We start from the raw sequence: 18,996 nt of genomic DNA on the forward strand, positions 1-18,996 counted from the left end.
GTCACGAAGAACCGCCCCTCGCCTACAGCGCGAGGGGCGGTTCTCCGCATTCAGCCCTCTTGCGCGTCGGGCTGATCGGTCGGCGGGTAGAGCACATCCATCAGAGCGCTGATGATGCCGGGCATGTCGACCGAGCGATCGATCATCCACTGCAGTTGGAGTCCGTCGGCGACCGCCTGGATCACGCGCGCCATGGTGTCCGGATCGAGAGTGGCTCGACGGCCGGCATCGTGGGCGAAGGCGTCGGTGATGCTCTCACGGAGTCGCTCGCTGCGCTCGAGGAAGTACTGATGCGCGGGATGCGCGGGGTCGACGGCATCGACGGAGAGTCGGGAGAACAGCTCCACGACGCCCGGGACCTCGGTGTTGTGGCGGATGACGTCGACGAACGCGGACTTCGCGTCTGCGGGGTTCGAGGTCTGCGGCGCCATCCCGTCGTGTTCGTCGCGCGTGCGCAGCACCTCGGTGAACAACTCCTCCTTGCTGCCGAAGTAGTGCAGCAGGGCGGCCGGGGTGACGCCGACGAGTTCGGCTATCTGCTTGAGTGAGGCGTTCTGATACCCCTTGCGGCCGATCACATCGAGAGCGCTCTCGAGGATCTCCTCGCGCCTGGCGACGCCCTTCGCGTATGAACCTCGTCGTGCCATTCCTCGAGAGTAATCCTGAACAACGTTTGAGATCCAATACTTACTGGCATATAGTTTTCACAAGACACCGTTGTCGCGCGCGAAAGGAAGACCATGACCGACACCTCGGCATCCGATCTCACCCTCGAGGAGAAGGCGTCGCTCACGAGCGGCGCGGACTTCTGGACCACGAAGGCCATCGATCGCGTCGGTCTGCCGTCGATCATGATGACCGACGGGCCGCACGGCCTGCGCAAGCAGTCGGGGGGAACCGACCACCTCGGCCTCTCGAGCAGCGTGCCGGCGACGTGCTTCCCACCGGCCGTCGGCATCGGATCGTCGTTCGACCCCGAGCTCATCGAGCGGGTCGGCGCCGCCATCGGAGTCGAGGCGGCCATCGAAGACGTCGCGATCGTGCTGGGCCCCGGCATCAACATCAAGCGGTCGCCGCTGTGCGGCCGCAACTTCGAGTACTTCTCCGAAGACCCGATCGTCTCGGGAACCCTGGGTGCCGCCTCGGTGCGCGGTGTGCAGTCGCAGGGCGTCGGCACGTCGCTGAAGCACTTCGCCGCGAACAACCAGGAGTTCGACCGGATGCGGGCGAGCTCCGACGTCGACCCGCGACCGCTGCACGAGATCTATCTGCGTGGCTTCGAGCGCGTGGTCAAGGACGCTCAGCCATGGACGGTCATGTGCTCGTACAACCGCATCAACGGCGTCTACGCATCGGAGGACCCCTGGCTGCTCACCCAAGTGCTCCGCGACGACTGGGGCTTCGACGGTCTCGTCGTGTCGGACTGGGGCGCCGTGAACGACCGTGTGGCGGGCGTCGCCGCCGGCCTCGATCTCGAGATGCCGTCGTCGGGAGGTCGGACGGATGCGCAGCTCGTCGCTGCCGTGCGCGCCGGCGAGCTCGCCGAGAGCGTGCTGGACACAGCGGCCGACCGCGCGATCGATCTGGTCCGCAAGGCGCAGCGGCGTCCGGCCGTCTCCGGCCCGCTCGACGTCGACGCGCACCATGCGCTCGCCAGGGAGGCGGCCGGCCGCACGATCGTGCTGCTCAAGAACGACGGAGACCTGCTGCCGCTCGCCCCCGAGCAGCGCATCGCGGTCATCGGCGCCTTCGCCACCGAGCCGCGATTCCAGGGAGCAGGATCGTCGCTCATCAACCCGACCAGGGTCGACAAGGCGCTGGACGAGCTGCGCGCGATCGGTGGGGACGACGTCGCATATGCGCCGGGCTTCGCCGTGGAAGGCGGCGACACCGCCGCATCCGGTCGCTCGGCTGACGACCTGCTCGCGGAGGCGGTCGCCGCCGCGTCCGCAGCGGATGTCGCGGTCGTGTTCCTCGGCCTCCCCGCCGCAGAGGAGTCGGAGGGCTTCGACCGCGAGCACATCGACCTTCCGGCGGCTCAGCTGGCGGTGCTCGACGCCGTGATCGAGGCGAATCCCGCGACGGTCGTCGTGCTCTCGAACGGCGGCGTCGTCGCGCTGCCCTTCGCCGACCGGGTGCCCGCGATCGTCGAGACCTGGCTGCTCGGACAGGCGGGCGGCGGAGCGGTCGCCGACGTGCTCTACGGCGCCGTGAACCCGTCGGGCAAGCTCACCGAGACGGTGCCGGTGCGTGTGGAGGACAACCCGTCGTTCGGCAGCTTCCCCGGCGAGTTCGGTCATGTCCGCTACGGCGAGGGAGTGCTGGTCGGCTACCGCTGGTACGACGCGAAGGGACTCGATGTCAGGTTCCCGTTCGGCCACGGGCTCTCGTACACGGCCTTCTCGTACGGCGAGGCAACGGTCGAAGCGGCCGAGAACGGTGACATCGCCGTGCGCGTCGACGTGACCAACACCGGAACCCGCGACGGCCGCGAGATCGTGCAGGTGTACGCCGCTCCGGTGTCCTCGGTCGTCCAGCGCGCGCCTCGCGAGCTCAAGGCCTTCGCCTCGGTGGCGATCGACGCGGGCGAGACCCGGACGGTCGAGCTGGTCATCCGTCGCGAGGACCTCGCCTACTGGGACGTCCGCGTCGACCGCTGGATCGTCGAGCCCGGCGAGTACCGCATCGATGTCGCGGCATCGAGCCGCGACATCCGCTCCACCGCGACCGTCGAGGTGGCGGGTGATGTGGTCTCGCTGCCCCTCACCATGAACTCCTCGATCGGCGATGTGATGGCGCACCCCGTCGCGGGGCCGATCATGATGGGCGCGCTCGGCGGCTTCCTGGGCGAACTGAGCGGCGCCGATTCGTCGGCGGCGTCGATGATGCCCAACGACGAGGCCATGGAGAAGATGATGGCGTCGTTCCCGATCGGCCGCCTCATCGGATTCCCGGGGGTGGACGTGACGCACGAGCAGGTCGAGGAGCTGCTCGCCGGAGCGAACGCCGGCGCGCTGCCGCAGGCCTGACCGCACGCCTCGGCGCCGAGAACTCAGGCGCCGAGGCGGGCCCCGTCGTCGAGCAGGGGAGCGAAGCGGAGCCCGAGACCGTGGTGCGCGTTCTCGGTGAGGTGGCCGTCGGCGATCGTCACCGGCGAGGGCTCGGCGAGAGCTCCCAGTGCACCGAAGCCGGCGTCTTCGACGTCTTCGACCAGGACCTCGTGGCCGGTGTCGGGCAGAGTCAGCGCGAGCTGACCCGAGAGCTCGGGCAGAAGGTGCGGGTGCAGGGTCGCACCGTGCGCGGCGACCAGCTCGGCGATGCGGAGGAACGGCGTGATCCCGCCGACCCGCACGATGTTGGGCTGCAGGATCTGCGCCGCACCCGCGCGCAGGAAGTCGCCGAAACGGTGCGCGGTGTGCAGATTCTCGCCGAGCGCGATAGGCACGTCGATGCGCCGTGCGAGTTCCTTGTGTCCGTCGAGGTCATCGGCGCGCAGGGGCTCTTCGATCCAGGCGAGGTCGAAGCGCGACAGGACCTCGACGGATGCGGTCGCCCGCGCCAGATCCCACCGCTGGTTCGCGTCGATCATCAGCCCCCGATCAGGGCCGAGCAGCTCGCGGACGGAGGCGACGCGATCGGCGTCCTCGGCGATGTCGGGCTTTCCGACCTTGATCTTGACCGCCTCGAACCCCGCATCGATCCAGCGCTGCACCTGGGCGAGCAGTTCGTCGAGCGAGTAGTGCAGGTTCACGCCTGAGCCGTAGGCGCGCACCCGTTCGCGGCGGCGGCCGATCGACTCCGACACCGAGACGCCGGTCGACCGCGCCTCTGCATCCCACAGCGCCAGGTCCAGACCGGCGAGTGCGATCGTCGTGATCCCCCCGCCTCCGGCTTCGTGCAGGTGCTCCCACATCCCCTGCCAGCTCTCGCCGGGCATGGCGGAGCGGCCGACCGCGGCGGGAGCGATGTCATGCTCGAGCAGCGCCTGCACGGCGGGCGCGCCGATCTGCGGACTCCACGAGAAGCCCCATCCCTCGCCACCGTCAGAGCGCACGACATGAGTCGCGATCACGCCGACGGAGGTGACGTCGGCAGCCCACGGACGAGTCAGCGGCACCCTCTGCAGACGAGTCGACAGGCTCCGGATCGTGGTCACAGCAGTGCCAGCTCTGCACGCCAGGTGCGGGACGGGCGCCAGCCGAGGAGTCGGGCGGCCTTGTCGGACGAGAAGGCGGGGGAAGTGCCGGTCAGCGCCGCGGCCGCGTGCTCGGTGCCGGGGTGGAACTCGGGCAGCAGCTCGCTCAGCGGGCGGCGGGCGAGGGCATCGTCGGCTCCCACGAAGAATCTCTCGCCGTTCGGGATGTGGTCGAGCGCGGCGAGGAGGGTGTCGGTGAAGGCTGCGACGTCGCGGGCGTCGACATAGTTGAAGAGCGCCGGCGCGGAGAGCGCCGGATCGTCGAGACGATCGAGAACGGTGTGGCCCTGCTGGGTGAGAGCGCCGGCCCACTCCTCCGGGGCGATCACGTAGCAGGGGCGGAAGGAGGCGAAGCGCACGTCGTCGCCGGCCTGACGCCGCAGCATGTCGACGGTCTGCTCGATGAGCAGCTTCGACAGGGCATAGGCGTTCCAGGGCTCGGTCGGCGACGTCTCGTCGAGGGGGAGGCGCTCAGGGGTCCAGCCGCGAGGTGCGCCATAGCCGACCACGGTGGGACTCGACGCCGCGACGACGCGGTGGATGCCGGCCCGTACGGCTCCGCCCAGCACCGACTGGGCGAGAGCCGCGTTCGTGCGGATGATCACGTCCTCGGGTGCGCTGAAGGGCACCGCGATCGCCGCGAGATGGATCAGTGCATCCGCCGACGTCGCGGCGAGAGCGGATGCCGTGGCATCCGCGTCCGTCAGGTCGAGGGACGCCTGCGTGATCCCGTCCCGGTCGAGGGCCGCGCTCGGCTCCCGGTCGATCGAGACGATCTCGTGCCCGGCATCTGCGAGGCCCGTCACCAGGGTGCGTCCGAGTCTGCCCGAACCGCCGGTGACGATGATCCTCATGGCCGCGCCAGCAGAGCGATCCCGAGCTCGTCGACCTTCACCGGAAGGCCCGTCTCGAGTGAGCGGTTGCCCGCGATGCCCACCGCGATCGAGCGGATGCCGTCGGTCCAGTCGGCCGGACGCGCGAGGGGGTCGTCCCCGGGGCCCTCGAAGACATCGGACAGCAGCAGCTCGTCTCCACCGCCGTGGCCTCCGTCGCCGCCGTCGATCGGGACCTCGTAGGCCTCTTCCCAGTGGCGCTGCACGATCAGACGCTCGCTCTCAGGGCGCAGTGCGGTCGTGCCGTGGCCGCCGGAGAGGCTGGGGTCGATGTGCGGGTGCAGTCCCTCGCCCGCGAGCACGGCGCCGCGCTCGACCACCTCGAGCTCGACCCGGCCGAGGGTGCCGTTGACGGCGACGCGGTAGCCCTCCCAGGGGGAGTGCGCGTTCAACGAGTACGACATCGTCGCGCCGGACGCATAGTCGACGACGAGTGCGAGGTTGTCCTCGATCGTGATGCCCTCGCTGAACACGTCGAGATCGCGCCGGTACCCGTCGTGCTCCTCGGCGTCGAGGTAGAGCGCGGTGAGACGCTCATCGGTGCGCAGGTCGAGTTCGAACAGGTCGCCGTCGTCGTGGGTGCCTCGCGCCGGTCGCTCGCCGAGGCCACGGCCGGCCGCGTTCTCGGCTCCGTAGAAACGCAGGCCGCCGGAGGCGAAGACGCGGGTCGGCTGCGAACGGATCCACCAGTTGACGAGGTCGAAGTGGTGGCTCGACTTGTGCACGAGCAGACCGCCCGAGTTCTTCTTCTCGCGGTGCCAGCGGCGGAAGTAGTCGGCGCCGTGGTTCGTGTCGAGCATCCACGAGAAGTCCACGGACGTGACGTCGCCGATCGTGCCGTCCTGGATCACCTGGCGCAGTGCGCTGTTGCGGGGCGAGTACCGATAGTTGAACGTCAGCACGACCTGGCGACCGGTGCGCTCGACGGCGTCTTCGATGCGGGCGGCGCTCGCCGCGTCGATCGTGAGCGGCTTCTCGACGACGACGTCGGCGCCCGCTTCGAGCGACCGGACGATCAGCTCGGCGTGGAGGTCGTCGCGGGAGCAGATGATGACCCGGTCGACCCGCTCGTCGCTGATCACCTGCTCGAGCTCGTCGGGGGTGGCGAGGCGGGGCGCCGGCGCGCCGACCTCCGCGATGCGGTCGGCGTAGTGCCCGGCCCGCACCGGGTTCGGCTCGATGATCGCCACGAGCTCGGCGCGGTCACGGTGCGTGCCGATGATCCCCTCGACGTACATCTGCGCGCGGGCTCCGGCACCGGCGAGGGCGTAGCGGGTCTTCGTCATCGTGATCTCTCTTCGATCTCCGGTCAGGAAACGTTTTCTCGACGATAGCACAGGAGAGGTGTCAGGCCCCGGGACCGCCGGCGGTTCAGGGCGTGTGCACGGTGGCGGTGCTGCCGCGCACGATCAGGGTCGGCGTGAAGGTGAGCGCTGCCGTGGGATCGCCGCCGGTGAGCTGGTCGTGCATCGCAGCCCATGCGGCTGCGCCGATCTCGACCGCGGGAACGGCCACGGTCGTGAGCGGGGGTGAGGTGTAGGCGGCGAAGGGGATGTCGTCGAAACCCGTGATCGACAGCTGCTCCGGCACGTCGACACCGCGCACGGTCAGGGCCGAGAGCAGCCCCATGGCGACGAGGTCGTTGTAGGCGATCACTGCGGTGGCTCCGCTCGCGAGAACCTGGTCGGCGACCGCGGTGCCGCTGTCGAAGTCGACGCCTGCGGTGATCTCCTCGACTTCGAGCCCGTCGGTCCGGGAGAGCTCCGCCGCGATCGCATCCTGCCGCGCCCTGTGCGTCACGCTGCGGGTGGCACCGGCGAGATAGACGAGCCGGCGGTGGCCGAGCGAGGTGAGGTGGCCGACGATCTCGCGCATGCCGGATCCGTAGTCGGCGCCGACCACGGGAGTGCTCGTCTGCGGGCCGCGGTTGATCACGACGGCGGGGGAGAGCATCGGCAGCAGTCGGCCGAGGTCCTCCTCGGGCATTCGAGGGGCGCAGAGGATCACGCCGTCGGTGCGCAGCCTGGTCGATCGGGCGAGCGCCTGCTCTTCATCCAGGTCCTCACGCGAGTCGGCGACCAGCACGTGATATCCGTCGGCCGCGGCCGCGCGGCTGAGGCCACGCAGGATCGCCTGGAACGTCGGGTTCTCGAGGTCGGGGATCACGACGGCGATGGTCTGGGTGCGGCCGAGCACCAGGCTCCGTGCGACGGGGTTCGCCGTGTAGCCGAGCTGCGCAGCGGCTGCCTGCACGCGCTCGGCGAGCGCCGGATCGACCGTCGGGTTGCCGTTCATCGCGCGCGACACCGTCGACAGTGAGACGCCGGCGAGTTTCGCGACGTCGGTGATGCCGGGGCGTGTCGATTCGCGTGCCATCGGCATCCCTTCGTGTCCGCGAGAGGTCGCGGCTGTCGTCATACTACGAGAAAACGTTCTTCAGGGAGGGTCTCATGGCTGGAGCATCCGAGGACCGCGCCGAGAAGCAGGATCGGCTGGCGCGCGTGCGCCGAGAGGTCGACGGGGCGCCCGTGGTGCTCGTCTCTCACGAATCGCTGTCGTGGTACCTCGAGGGCGTGCGCACGCATGTGTCGCTCGCGGGTCCTCCGGTGCTCGCGGTGCGGGCGGAGGCGCAGGGCGATGTGCTCTTCATCGCCGAGAACGAGGCCGATCGGCTGATCGCCGAGGAGCTGCTGCCGGAGGATGTCGCGCGCGTGGTGCGCGTGCCGTGGTGGATCCCACCCGCTGCCGCCGCGGCTGAGGAGGCCGGCGTCGCCGAATCGCACGTGGCGGCTGAACTGCGCGCGGCTCGCGCGCGCCTGCTGCCGGCCGAGCGTGCCAGATATCGACTTCTCGGACGGGAGACGGCCGAGGCGCTGACGGATGCGCTCGCCCGCGTCGGTCCGGAGCAGAGCGAGCGGATGGTCGCCGCGATCGTCTCCGCCGAGCTGATCGCCCGAGGAATCGATCCGCTCGTCGTGCTGGTCGCCGGTTCCGAACGGACTGCGTTCCGGCATCCGCTTCCGACCGCCGGGCTGCTCGGAGGGCGGGCGATGATCGTCGTGTGCGGGCGTCGGAACGGGCTCATCGCCAACGCGACACGCTGGGTCGGCGCATCCGTCGACGAGGAGCCGATCTGGGGCGTGGAGCGGGCTCTCCTCGATGCGTCTGTGCCGGGAGCCCGTCTGAACGACGCGTTCACGGCGGGCATCGCGGCGTACGCCCGCTTCGGGTTCGACGCTGACGAATGGCAGCGCCACCACCAGGGCGGACCGACCGGGTATGCCGGTCGCGATCCCCGCGCCACGGCATCCACTGCGGATCTGATCGTCGAGGATCAGGCGTTCGCCTGGAACCCGACCGCACCGGGCCGCAAAGTCGAAGACACCCTGCTGCGCACAGATGACGACTGGGAGGTGCTCACGGTCGATGAGCGCTGGCCGTCGGTCGAGTACGAGGGGCTGCATCGGCCGGTCTCGAGGGCGTACGGGGCCTGATCGGGGGGTCGATGGCGGGGCTCGGCGCCGAATGCCGGCTCAGGTTGCGGATGCACGTGAGCCGCCGATGTCCGGGGAAGGCCGCCCCGGGTCAGCCGCCGGTCGAGCTGCGCACGATCAGCTCGGGCGGGAACACGGTCTGGCGGGGGATGCTCTCGGGGTCGGCCGCCTCTTCGAGCACGATCCGCAGCGCCGTGCGACCGATCATGCGGCTGGGCTGACGGATGGATGACAACGGCACCGCGGCGGCGGCCGCGAACGGATTGTCGTCGAAGCCGATCAGCGCGATCTCGTCGGGGACGAGCAGGCGTCCGCCCGACACGAGCGACTGCAGCAGGCCGAGGGCGAGCAGATCGTTGGCGGCGAAGAGCGCGTCGGGCCACTCGCGCCGAGGGCGGGTGAGCAGGCGCGCTCCGGCGGCGACGCCCTCGTCGACCGTCATCGCCGCCGTCGGCACGACCTCGAGCTCGACGTGCACCGCCGCGTTCTCGGCCGCCGCGCGAGCGCCCGCGAGACGGTCGGTGACCTGACGCATGTCGAAGGGGCCGCCGACGAAGGCGATGCGCCGTCGACCTCCCTCGATCAGATGCTCGACCGCGAGCCGCCCGCCCGCGACGCTGTCGACCGACACCGACGAGAACCCGCTGTCGGCGCTGAACCGGTCGACGAGGACCGTGGCGATGCCGCTCGCCCGGAACTTTCGCAGCTGCGTCATGACGTCGCCGTAGGGGGCGATGAGAAGACCACGCACCTGCTGCTCGCGGAAGAGGTCGAGATAGACCTTCTCGCGAGAGGGGTCGTCGTCGGTGTTGCCGTAGAGGATCGCGATGCCGTGGCTGGACGCCTCATCTTCGGCACCGCGCACGACATCGTTGTAGAAGGGGTTCTGGCCGTCGAGCACGACGAACCCGACGGTCGTGCTCACGCCGGCTCTGAGCTTGCGGGCGGCATCGTTTCGCACGTAGCCGAGCTCTTCGATCGCCTGCGTCACTCGCTCGACCGACTCGCTGGAGACCTCGTCCGGTCGGTTCAGGACGTTCGAGACGGTGCCGACGGAGACGCCAGCGCGAACGGCGACATCGCGGATGCTGACCGGCATTCGGCAGTCCTCTCGTCGTCGGGCGGATCACGCTTCGGCATCGGGGGTTGACCTGAGACCGGCATCACATACACTAGCCTGAAACGAGCTTGAATCGATTCAGGTAAAGTTCATTCCGATCATCATCCCCCTCAACGGAGAGGAAAGCCAGTGGTAGACGCAGCCTCCGCCCGCAGCGCTCCCCCCACCGCGCTCGAGCTGCATCGGGTGGTGAAGTCCTTCGGCCCCGTCGTCGCACTCCGCTCCGGCAGCCTGACGCTCCGCCCCGGCTCGATCCACGCCCTCATCGGCGAGAACGGCGCGGGCAAGTCCACGCTCGTGAAGATCATGGCCGGTCTGTACCGCCGCGACTCAGGCGACTTCCGTCTGCACGGCGACGATGTCGATTTCACCAGCACCGCCCAGTCGAAGGCCGCGGGCATCGCGGTCATCTACCAGGAGCCGACGCTGTTCCCCGATCTCTCGGTCACCGAGAACATCTTCATGGGACGTCAGCCCACCGGCTTCCTCGGCCGCATCGACCGCAAGGCCATGCGCACCGAAGTCGACCGGATCTTCCGCCGCCTGGGCGTGACGCTCGACCCCGACCGCATCACCGAGGGTCTGTCGATCGCCGACCAGCAGATCATCGAGATCGCCAAGGCCATCTCCCTCGACGCGAGCGTGCTGATCATGGACGAGCCGACGGCCGCACTCAGCGGCGTCGAGGTCGACCGACTCTTCGCGGTCGCGCGGAGCCTCCGCGACGAGGGACGCGCGATCCTCTTCATCTCGCATCGCTTCGACGAGGTGTTCGACCTGTGCGACACCGTCACCGTCATGCGTGACGGGGCATACATCGACACCACTCCCATCGCCGAGACCACGGTCGACGAACTGGTGCGCCAGATGGTCGGCCGCGACGTCACCGAGCTGTTCCCCAAGCAGGAGGCCGCCATCGGCGAGCCGCTGCTCGAGGTCACAGCGCTCACCCGTCCCGGCGTCTTCCATGACATCTCGTTCACGGTGCGCGCGGGCGAGATCGTCGCACTGGCAGGTCTCGTCGGCGCCGGTCGCTCGGAGGTCGCCCGCGCGATCTTCGGCGTCGATCCCTACGACGAGGGAGAGGTGCGGATGCTCGGCGCGGGCGTCGCCCGCCGCAACCCGACCGCCGCGATGCGCAGCGGACTCGCGCTCGTTCCCGAGGACCGCCGCAAGCAGGGCCTCGTGATCGACGCGAGCGTCGGAGGCAACATCACGCTCGCCATCCGCCGGCGCCTCTCGAAGTGGGGACTCATCACGAGCGGCATCGAGAACCGTGCGGCGAAGGAGTGGGCATCGCGTCTCGAGGTGAAGACGCACGCGCTCGACACCGTGGCGTCCACGCTCTCGGGCGGCAATCAGCAGAAGGTCGTGCTGGCCAAGTGGCTGGCCACCGACCCGCGCGTCCTCATCATCGACGAACCGACCCGCGGCATCGACGTCGGCACCAAGTCCGAGGTGCACCGACTGCTGTCGCAGCTCGCCGGCGAGGGCATGGGCATCCTGATGATCTCGTCCGAGCTGCCCGAGGTGCTCGGCATGGCGGATCGCGTGCTCGTGATGCGCGAAGGACGCATCACCGCCGAGATCTCCCGCGACGACGCCACCAGCGAGAACGTCATGTTCGCCGCCACCCACTCATCGGAGCTGCACTCATGAGCACCACCACCGCACCCGCGGCCGCCGCTCCGGCGATCGCGAAGAAGCCCGGCGGCATCGGCCGTGCACGCGAGTTCGGCATCCTCGCCGCGCTCGTGCTCGTCGTGATCGCCGCGACCGTCAAGAACCCGGCGTTCCTCTTCAGCTCAGACGGCTGGCGCGATCTGCTGCTCACGCCGTCGATCCTCATGCTCGTCGCCGTGGGCCAGGCGATCGTCATCATCACGCGCAACGTCGATCTGTCGGTGGGCTCGGTGATGGGCCTCACGGCCTACCTGACCGGACGCCTCTTCGTCGACGTCCCCGGCATCCCGATCGTGGTCGTCGTGATCGCGGCCGTCCTGCTCGGTGCCTTCCTCGGCCTGGTCAACGGCGCATTGGTCGCCTTCGCGAAGGTGCCGGCCATGGTGATCACGCTCGGCACGCTCTATGCCTACCGCGGCATCAACGTGCTGTGGACCGGCAGCGATCGCATCAACGCCTCCGACATGCCCAAGGACTTCCTCGCACTCGGCACGCAGCAGATCCTGTTCATCCCTGTGCTGACGATCATCGCGGTGATCGTGCTCGCGCTCGCGGCCTGGTATCTGCGCAACATCCGGGGCGGACGCGAGTACTACGCGATCGGCTCCGACCCCTCGGCGGCCGAGCTCTACGGCCTCAAGGTCACCCGTCGGGTGCTCTCCGCGTTCGTCCTCTCGGGTGCACTCGCAGGTCTCGCCGGCGTCTTCTACGCCGCGCGATACGGATCCATCAGCTCGCAGGCGGGAAGCGGCTGGGAGCTGGATGCCGTCGGCGCAGCCGTCATCGGTGGCATCGCGATCACCGGCGGTGTCGGCACGGTCTGGGGCGCGGCCATCGGCGCGATGCTCCTGATGACCATCAACCGCGCGCTGCCCATTCTCGGCATCCCGGACTTCTGGCAGCGTGCCGTGGTCGGTGTGCTCATCATCGGGGCCATCGTGCTCGACCGGGTGCTCGCGGTCAGACAGAGACGCCAGCTCATCGAGGCGAGGGACGAATCATGACCACGACAACGACGACGACGTCGACCCGCGTCATCCGCGACTACGACCGTCCGCTGTGGCGGCGCATCTTCATCAACCGCGAGTTCGCGATCATCGCGCTCCTCGTGCTGGTGACGATCGTGGCGGCCGTCACGATCCGCGGCTTCGCCCAGCCGATCACCGCGAACTACCTCCTCCTCGACGTCGCACCGATCCTGCTCATCGCGCTGCCCATGACGCTCGTCATGATCACGGGCGAGATCGACCTGTCGGTGGGATCCATGGTGGGGCTCGCCAGCGTCGTCACCGGAGTCCTCACCGAGTCGGGTGCTCCCTTCGAGGTCGCCGCCCTTGCGGCCCTCCTCGTCGGCGTCGTCGGCGGAGCCTTCAACGGGTTCCTCGTCACGATCGTCGGGCTGCCGTCGCTCGCCGTCACGATCGGCACGCTCGCACTCTTCCGCGGGCTTGCGGTCGGCCTGCTCGGCACCACGGCCGTCACGGACTTCCCCGAGACATGGACGGCGCTCGCGAAGGCGAAGATCGCCGGGACGACCATCCCGTACATCGTCATCCCGTTCCTGATCCTGCTGGTGCTGTTCGCGGTGCTGCTGCACTTCACGCCCTTCGGCCGTGGTGTCTTCGCGATCGGTCTGTCGAAGGACGCCGCGCGGTTCTCGGGCGTCGACGTCGAACGGACGAAGTTCATCCTGTTCGTGCTCTCGGGCGTGGTCGCCGCCTTCGCAGGCATCTTCTACACGCTGCGGTTCGGCAGCGCCCGAGGCGACAACGCCACCGGGCTCGAGCTGCAGGTGATCGCGGCCGTGGTGCTCGGCGGAGTGTCGGTGTTCGGCGGACGGGGACACCTCCACGGCGTCGTCGCCGCCGTTCTCCTGATCGGGGTGCTGGGCAGCAGCCTGCGCCTCGCCGGAGTCACATCCGACGTCATCAACATCATCACCGGCGGGCTGCTGATCTTCTCGGTCGTCGCAGCGAGCGTCCTCGCCTGGGCGCAGCGCGTCCGCGCGAAGGCCGGTCCGCCACTGCGCGTAGCAGCCTCTCCCGCACCATGAGGCAGCCTCTCATCGCCGGCACCCGCCAGCGGTGATCATCACGAAAGGAAGAACAATGACGTTTGCACGTAAGAAGATCGCGGGGTTCGCGGCGGTCGCCGTGGCCGCAGCGCTCGTGCTGAGCGGCTGCGCCGACACCAGCGGCGGATCCGGAGGCTCGGGTTCAGAGGGTGAAGGCGGATCCGACAACCTCGCGATCACGTTCCTGCCCAAGAACCTCGGCAACCCGTACTTCGACACCTCGAGCGAGGGCGGCAAGACCGCCGTCGACGAGTTCGGCGGCACGTTCGCCGAGGTCGGCCCGGCCGAAGCCACCCCCGACGCCCAGGTCAGCTACATCAACACCGCGACGCAGCAGGCCGTGGGCGCGCTCGTCGTCTCGGCGAACGACCCGAAGGCGATCTGCGACGCGCTGAACGAGGCCCGTGACGCCGGCGTCAAGGTCGTCACCTTCGACTCCGACACGAACCCCGAGTGCCGCGACCTGTTCATCAACCAGGCCGACTCCGAGGGCATCGCCAAGGTGCAGGTCGACCTGATCGCCGACCAGATCGGCGGAGCCGGCGAGGTCGCGATCCTGTCGGCATCCGCCAACGCGACCAACCAGAACGCCTGGATCGACCTGATGAAGGAGTACGTCGCCAGCGAGTACCCCGACATCACGATCGTCGAGACCGTCTACGGTGACGACGACGACCAGACGTCGTTCGACAAGACCGCTGCGCTGCTGCAGAGCCACCCGAACCTGAAGGGCATCATCTCGCCCACCACGGTCGGCATCGCGGCTGCGGCGCGGTACGTGTCCACCTCGGACTACAAGGGCAAGGTCGCCATCACCGGTCTCGGCACGCCGAACCAGATGCGCGAGTACGTCGAAGACGGCACCGTCACCGCGTTCGCGCTGTGGAACCCTGCCGACCTCGGCTACCTGGCCGCGTTCGCCTCCAAGGCGCTGATCGAGGGTGAGATCACCGGCGAAGAGGGCGACACCTTCGAGGCCGGAGACCTCGGCGAGTACACGGTCGGCGCCGACGGCGTCGTTCTTCTCGGCGACCCGTTCGAGTTCAACGCAGACAACATCGGCGAGTTCGACTTCTGAGTCGAGTTCGTGAGGGGCGTCGGGGCTTCGGCCTCGGCGCCCCTTTCCGTGTGCGCCGCGGTGTGCCGTCTCCGGCGCCTGACAGGGCTGGCATCCGCACCCCCGATGGATCCTGCACCGGCATCCATCGGGGGCTCGGGCGGTCGGATGAGGGGCTGCGACGGGCGTGAGGGAGTCAGCGCGGGTCGAAGCGCTCCGGTTCGTGCGTCGCGGCGACGAGGGCGCGCAGCTCCTCGAGGGATGCCGGGGCGGCGCCGAGAGCCCGTGCCTGCACGAGCACGTTGCCGAGGGCTGTCGCCTCGACGGGGCCGGCGAGCACGGGACGGCCGGTGCGATCCGCGGTGGCCTGGCACAGCAGACGGTTCAGCGAGCCGCCTCCTACGAGGTGGATGCTGTCGAGTTCGCGCCCTGACAGATCGGCTGCCGTCTGCACGGCATCCGCGAAGGCGGTCGCGATCGACTCGACGATCGATCGGGCGAAGGCGGGTCGCGTCGTCGGAGCCTCGGGCCCGAGCAGTGTCGCGATGCGCGCGGGCATGTCTCCCGGTGCGCTGAGCGACGCGTCGTTCGCGTCGAAGAGGGGCACGTCGTCCGTCACGGCGGCGGCCGCAGCCAGCAGCTCGGGCAGGTCGATCCGCGAGCCGTCCTCCGCCTCCCACGCGCGCACGGTCTCGCTCAGCAGCCAGAGCCCCGTCACGTTGTGCAGGAAGCGGTAGCGACGGTCCACGCCGAGCTCGTGCGTGAAGTTCGCCTCGCGCGCGGCATCCGTCAGCACCGGCTCGGTCAGCTCGACGCCGACCAGCCCCCAGGTGCCGCACGAGATGTAGGCGGAGTGCGGGGTCGACAGGGGAGCGGCGACGACGGCGGATGCTGTGTCGTGCGACCCGACCGCGATCACCGGCAGCTTCTTGCCGATGCGCTCGACCAGGTCCGCGCGGAGTGTGCCGATCGTCTCGCCCGGATCGACGAGCGTCGGCAGGATGTGCGTCGGGATGCCGATGCGCTCGGCGAGCTCGGCGTCCCACTCGCCCGACTCGACGCCGAGGAGCCCGGTGGTCGAGGCGTTCGTCCGCTCGGCCACCGCTGTTCGGGTGAGCAGGAACGCGATGAGGTCGGGAATGAGCAACGCGGTGTCGGCGTCGGCGAGGCGGGCATCGACGCGGTACTGGTACAGCGTGTTGAACGGCAGGAACTGCAGTCCGTTGCGGCCGTAGAGCTCGGCGAAGGGCGCGACCGTGTGCACCTCCTCGACCCCGCGCGCCGTGCGCTCGTCGCGGTAGTGGAACGGCTCGGCGAGGAGTTCGCCGTCTCGCAGCAGGCCGTAGTCGACGGCCCACGAGTCGATGCCGACGCTCTCGATCGCCGGTTCGCGCCGTACCGCCTCGGCGAGCCCTGCGACGACGTGCTCGTAGAGAGCGCCGAAGTCCCAGTGCAGACCGTCTTCGCGCTCGACGGGCCCGTTCGGGAACCGCGAGACGAGTTCGAGGTCGAGCCGGCCGTCGCCGATCCGGCCGATCATGACGCGACCGCTGGTCGCTCCGAGGTCGACGGCGGCGACGGACCGCACCGTCATCGCAGGAACGCCGCAGCGACGCCGGAGTCGACCGGGATGTGGAGACCGGTCGTGCGGCTCAGCTCGGGACCCGTCAGCACGTAGACGGCATCCGCCACGTTCTCGGGAACGACCTCGCGCTTGAGGATCGTGCGGTTGGCGTAGAACTGGCCGAGGTCCTCTTCGGCGACACCGTAGGTCGCGGCACGGTTCGCGCCCCAGCCGGAGGCGAAGATGCCCGAGCCGCGCACGACACCGTCGGGGTTGATGCCGTTGACGCGGATGCCGAACTCGCCGAGCTCGACGGCCAGCAGCCGCACCTGGTGGGCCTGGTCGGCCTTGGTCGCCGAGTAGGCGATGTTGTTGGGGCCGGCGAAGACGGAGTTCTTCGACGAGATGTAGATGATGTCGCCGCCGAGCTTCTGGTCGATCAGCACGCGGGCCGCGGCCTTCGACACGAGGAACGAGCCCTTGGCCATGACGTCGTGCTGCAGATCCCAGTCCTTCTCGGTGGTCTCGAGCAGCGGCTTCGACAGCGAGAGACCGGCGTTGTTGACGACGAGGTCGACGCCGCCGAACGCGAGCACGGCGTCGTTCAGCGCCGCCTGGATGGCATCCGCATCGGCGACGTTCGCCGCGACGCCGATCGCGACGTCGGTGCTGCCCAGCTCGGCGGCGGCCGCCTGTGCCTTCTCGAGGTCGAGGTCGGCGATGACGACGCAGGCGCCCTCTGCGGCGAGGCGGGTGGCGATGGCCTTGCCGATGCCGCTGGCGGCTCCGGTGACGAAGGCGATGCGTCCCTGGTGCGACTTCGGCTTCGGCATGCGCTGCAGCTTGGCCTCTTCGAGCGCCCAGTACTCGATGTCGAACTTCTCGGCGTCAGAGATGGGCGAGTAGGTCGACAGTGCCTCGGCGCCGCGCATGACGTTGATCGCGTTGACGTAGAACTCACCGGCGACGCGGGCGGTCTGCTTGTTGGCGCCGTAGGAGAACATTCCGATGCCGGGCACGAGCACGATGAGCGGGTCGGCGCCGCGGATCGCGGGCGACTCGGCGGTCGCGTGCGCGTCGTAGTAGGCCTGGTAGTCGGCGCGGTACTCGGTGTGCAGTTCGTGCAGACGGGCGATCTGCTCATCGGCGGATGCCGTGACCGGCAGGTCGAGGATCAGCGGCTTGACCTTGGTGCGCAGGAAGTGGTCGGGGCAGCTCGTGCCGAGAGCCGCGAGTTCAGGGGCGCGCTCGGAGGCGAGGAAGTCGAGGACGACGTCGGAGTCGGTGAAGTGGCCGACCATCGGCTTGTCGGTCGACGCGATCCCGCGAATGGTGCCGGCGAGGGTCGCTGCGCGCTCACGCCGCTCGGCCTCGGGGAGTGCCTCGAAGCCGGCACGGACGCCGCCGAACGGATCGGCCTTGCCGTTGGCCTCGATGTAGGCGGCCGCGGTGTCGATGATCCAGAGGGAGTTGGCTTCGGCCTCCTCCGACGTGTCGCCCCAGGCGGTGATGCCGTGGCCGCCGAGGATCGTGCCGATGGCCTGCGGGTTCTTCGCCTTGATGGTGGCGATGTCGAGTCCGAGCTGGAATCCGGGGCGACGCCACGGAACCCACACGACCTTGTCGCCGAAGATCTTCGCCGTCAGCTCTTCGCCGTCGGCCGCGGTGGCGATCGCGATGCCCGAGTCGGGGTGCAGGTGGTCGACGTGCGCGGCGTCGACGAGCCCGTGCATCGCGGTGTCGATCGACGGAGCTGCACCGCCCTTGCCGTGCAGGCAGTAGTCGAACGCGGCGACCATCTCGTCCTCACGGTCGAGGCCCGGGTAGACGTCGACGAGTGCGCGCATGCGGTCGAGGCGCAGCACGGCGAGACCCTGCTCTGTGAGCGTGCCGAGGTCTCCACCCGAACCCTTGACCCACATCAGCTCGACGGGCTGACCCGTGACGGGGTCGGTCTCCGTGCCCTTCGCCGACGTGTTGCCACCGGCGTAGTTGGTGTTCTTCGGGTCGGCGCCCAGGCGGTTCGACCGCTCGATGAGGGCGGCGGCGGTGGGGTTGGTCATGGCTGTTCCCTGTTCTGTGGAGACGTGGCGAGGATGCGGGCGGCGAAGCGGTCGATCGATGCTGTCGCTGCCGCGAGTTCGGGCTGATTGAGGTGGCCGTGGCGGGTGCCCGCCTCGGTCGAGATGTCGATTTCGACGCCCGCGTCGCGCAGCAGGGCGCCGAACGCCTCGCCGGAGACACGGAGCTCGTCGACCTCGCCGTTGATCATGATCGTGGCGGGGAAATGCGAGAGCTGGGCGGGGGACGCGGTGCCGGGCACGGCGTAGACGTCGCCACCGTCGACCGGCCCGCCGAGGTAGTTCTCGTACATGCCGCGCACCGGGTCGGGGCCGAACACGTCGGCATCGGGGTCCGCGTCGAGGGCGGCGCGCAGCGCAGCATCCGGGGCTGCCTGCACGGCGTGGAGCGTCGGATAGGCGAGCACCGCGAGCGCAGGGAAGGGCCCGGGACCGTGACTGAGGCGCAGTGCCGCGCCGGCCGCGAGGTTGCCGCCGGCGCTCGCTCCGCCGATCGACCACGGCCCCTCGGTGAGGCCGGAGTCGACCGCCCAACGGAATGCGGCCTCGACCTCCTCGGAGGCGACCGGGTAGTGCACGCCCTCTCGCTCGGGTGCCCCGGCTGCCGCAGCCCAGGTGCGAGGGAAGGGAGCCAGCGCGTAGTCGACCGACACCACGGCGATGCCACGCTCGGCGAAGCTCTGCGCGACCCAGTCGGCCTCCGGCATGTCGATCTCACCGGCGGCGAACCCTCCGCCGTGCACCCAGACGAGTCCGGGGCCGACGGGAGAGGTCGGGGTGTACACCCGCACGCGCAGCGGTCCGTGCGGTCCGTCGAGCACCTGCTCGTTCACGG

15 protein-coding genes are annotated in these 18,996 nt (G+C 69.4%); 6 read left to right on the forward strand and 9 right to left on the reverse strand.

The window, feature by feature from the left end; translation table 11 throughout:
- Positions 1-50: 50 nt before the first annotated feature.
- The gene (locus ASE34_RS04105; protein WP_056276797.1) at positions 51-647 is read right to left on the reverse strand and encodes a TetR/AcrR family transcriptional regulator; all 597 of its coding nucleotides are present in this window, start codon (positions 645-647) and stop codon (positions 51-53) included.
- Between the two features lie 93 nt (positions 648-740).
- Between ASE34_RS04105 and ASE34_RS04110 the strand changes: the two genes are divergently transcribed.
- Positions 741-3,029, forward strand: coding sequence for a glycoside hydrolase family 3 C-terminal domain-containing protein (locus ASE34_RS04110; RefSeq protein WP_056276801.1), 2,289 nt, complete (start codon positions 741-743; stop codon positions 3,027-3,029).
- A 23-nt stretch (positions 3,030-3,052) separates the two neighbouring features.
- Here ASE34_RS04110 and ASE34_RS04115 read toward each other — a convergent pair whose 3' ends face one another.
- The 4 genes from ASE34_RS04115 to ASE34_RS04130 form a co-directional block, all read right to left on the reverse strand.
- Complete coding sequence (locus ASE34_RS04115; RefSeq protein ID WP_056276804.1) at positions 3,053-4,156, reverse strand: mandelate racemase/muconate lactonizing enzyme family protein; 1,104 nt, start codon at positions 4,154-4,156, stop codon at positions 3,053-3,055.
- Positions 4,153-5,049, reverse strand: a complete 897-nt coding sequence (locus ASE34_RS04120) for an NAD-dependent epimerase/dehydratase family protein (protein WP_056276808.1) — start codon at positions 5,047-5,049, stop codon at positions 4,153-4,155. Before ASE34_RS04120 ends, ASE34_RS04115 begins: the two co-directional genes overlap by 4 nt.
- Positions 5,046-6,374, reverse strand: coding sequence for a Gfo/Idh/MocA family protein (locus ASE34_RS04125; RefSeq protein ID WP_056276812.1), 1,329 nt, complete (start codon positions 6,372-6,374; stop codon positions 5,046-5,048). Before ASE34_RS04125 ends, ASE34_RS04120 begins: the two co-directional genes overlap by 4 nt.
- Positions 6,375-6,459: 85 nt before the next feature.
- Positions 6,460-7,464: a LacI family DNA-binding transcriptional regulator gene (locus ASE34_RS04130; protein ID WP_200955153.1), complete on the reverse strand. Its 1,005-nt coding sequence runs from the start codon at positions 7,462-7,464 to the stop codon at positions 6,460-6,462.
- A gap of 74 nt (positions 7,465-7,538) precedes the next feature.
- Between ASE34_RS04130 and ASE34_RS04135 the strand changes: the two genes are divergently transcribed.
- Positions 7,539-8,582 carry a M24 family metallopeptidase gene (locus tag ASE34_RS04135; RefSeq protein ID WP_235567430.1) on the forward strand — a complete coding sequence of 348 codons (1,044 nt, stop codon included), beginning with the start codon at positions 7,539-7,541 and terminating at the stop codon, positions 8,580-8,582.
- 91 nt (positions 8,583-8,673) lie between these two features.
- Here ASE34_RS04135 and ASE34_RS04140 read toward each other — a convergent pair whose 3' ends face one another.
- Positions 8,674-9,681: a LacI family DNA-binding transcriptional regulator gene (locus ASE34_RS04140; protein WP_056276815.1), complete on the reverse strand. Its 1,008-nt coding sequence runs from the start codon at positions 9,679-9,681 to the stop codon at positions 8,674-8,676.
- Between the two features lie 150 nt (positions 9,682-9,831).
- Between ASE34_RS04140 and ASE34_RS04145 the strand changes: the two genes are divergently transcribed.
- Genes ASE34_RS04145 through rhaS form a run of 4 tightly spaced genes read left to right on the forward strand, consistent with a single transcriptional unit; the run spans position 9,832 to position 14,537 of the window.
- Positions 9,832-11,361, forward strand: coding sequence for a sugar ABC transporter ATP-binding protein (locus tag ASE34_RS04145; RefSeq protein WP_053098749.1), 1,530 nt, complete (start codon positions 9,832-9,834; stop codon positions 11,359-11,361).
- Positions 11,358-12,389: an ABC transporter permease gene (locus tag ASE34_RS04150; protein WP_053098750.1), complete on the forward strand. Its 1,032-nt coding sequence runs from the start codon at positions 11,358-11,360 to the stop codon at positions 12,387-12,389. Before ASE34_RS04145 ends, ASE34_RS04150 begins: the two co-directional genes overlap by 4 nt.
- Positions 12,386-13,438: an ABC transporter permease gene (locus tag ASE34_RS04155; protein WP_053098751.1), complete on the forward strand. Its 1,053-nt coding sequence runs from the start codon at positions 12,386-12,388 to the stop codon at positions 13,436-13,438. The genes ASE34_RS04150 and ASE34_RS04155 overlap by 4 nt, the downstream gene beginning before the upstream one ends.
- Positions 13,439-13,493: 55 nt before the next feature.
- Positions 13,494-14,537: a rhamnose ABC transporter substrate-binding protein gene (gene rhaS, locus ASE34_RS04160; protein WP_056276817.1), complete on the forward strand. Its 1,044-nt coding sequence runs from the start codon at positions 13,494-13,496 to the stop codon at positions 14,535-14,537.
- A 175-nt stretch (positions 14,538-14,712) separates the two neighbouring features.
- Here rhaS and ASE34_RS04165 read toward each other — a convergent pair whose 3' ends face one another.
- The 3 genes from ASE34_RS04165 to ASE34_RS04175 are packed head-to-tail and all read right to left on the reverse strand — an operon-like array spanning position 14,713 to position 18,994.
- A complete protein-coding gene (locus tag ASE34_RS04165; RefSeq protein ID WP_056276819.1) occupies positions 14,713-16,110 on the reverse strand; it encodes a rhamnulokinase in 1,398 nt (465 codons plus the stop codon).
- Positions 16,107-18,143: a bifunctional rhamnulose-1-phosphate aldolase/short-chain dehydrogenase gene (locus ASE34_RS04170; RefSeq protein ID WP_056276821.1), complete on the reverse strand. Its 2,037-nt coding sequence runs from the start codon at positions 18,141-18,143 to the stop codon at positions 16,107-16,109. Before ASE34_RS04170 ends, ASE34_RS04165 begins: the two co-directional genes overlap by 4 nt.
- On the reverse strand, positions 18,140-18,994 hold the full coding sequence (locus ASE34_RS04175) for an alpha/beta hydrolase (protein ID WP_056276823.1): 855 nt from the start codon (positions 18,992-18,994) through the stop codon (positions 18,140-18,142). The genes ASE34_RS04170 and ASE34_RS04175 overlap by 4 nt, the downstream gene beginning before the upstream one ends.
- Between the last annotated feature and the right edge of the window lie 2 nt (positions 18,995-18,996).

This window comes from Microbacterium sp. Root280D1, assembly GCF_001428975.1.
Taxonomy (GTDB): Bacteria; Actinomycetota; Actinomycetes; order Actinomycetales; family Microbacteriaceae; genus Microbacterium.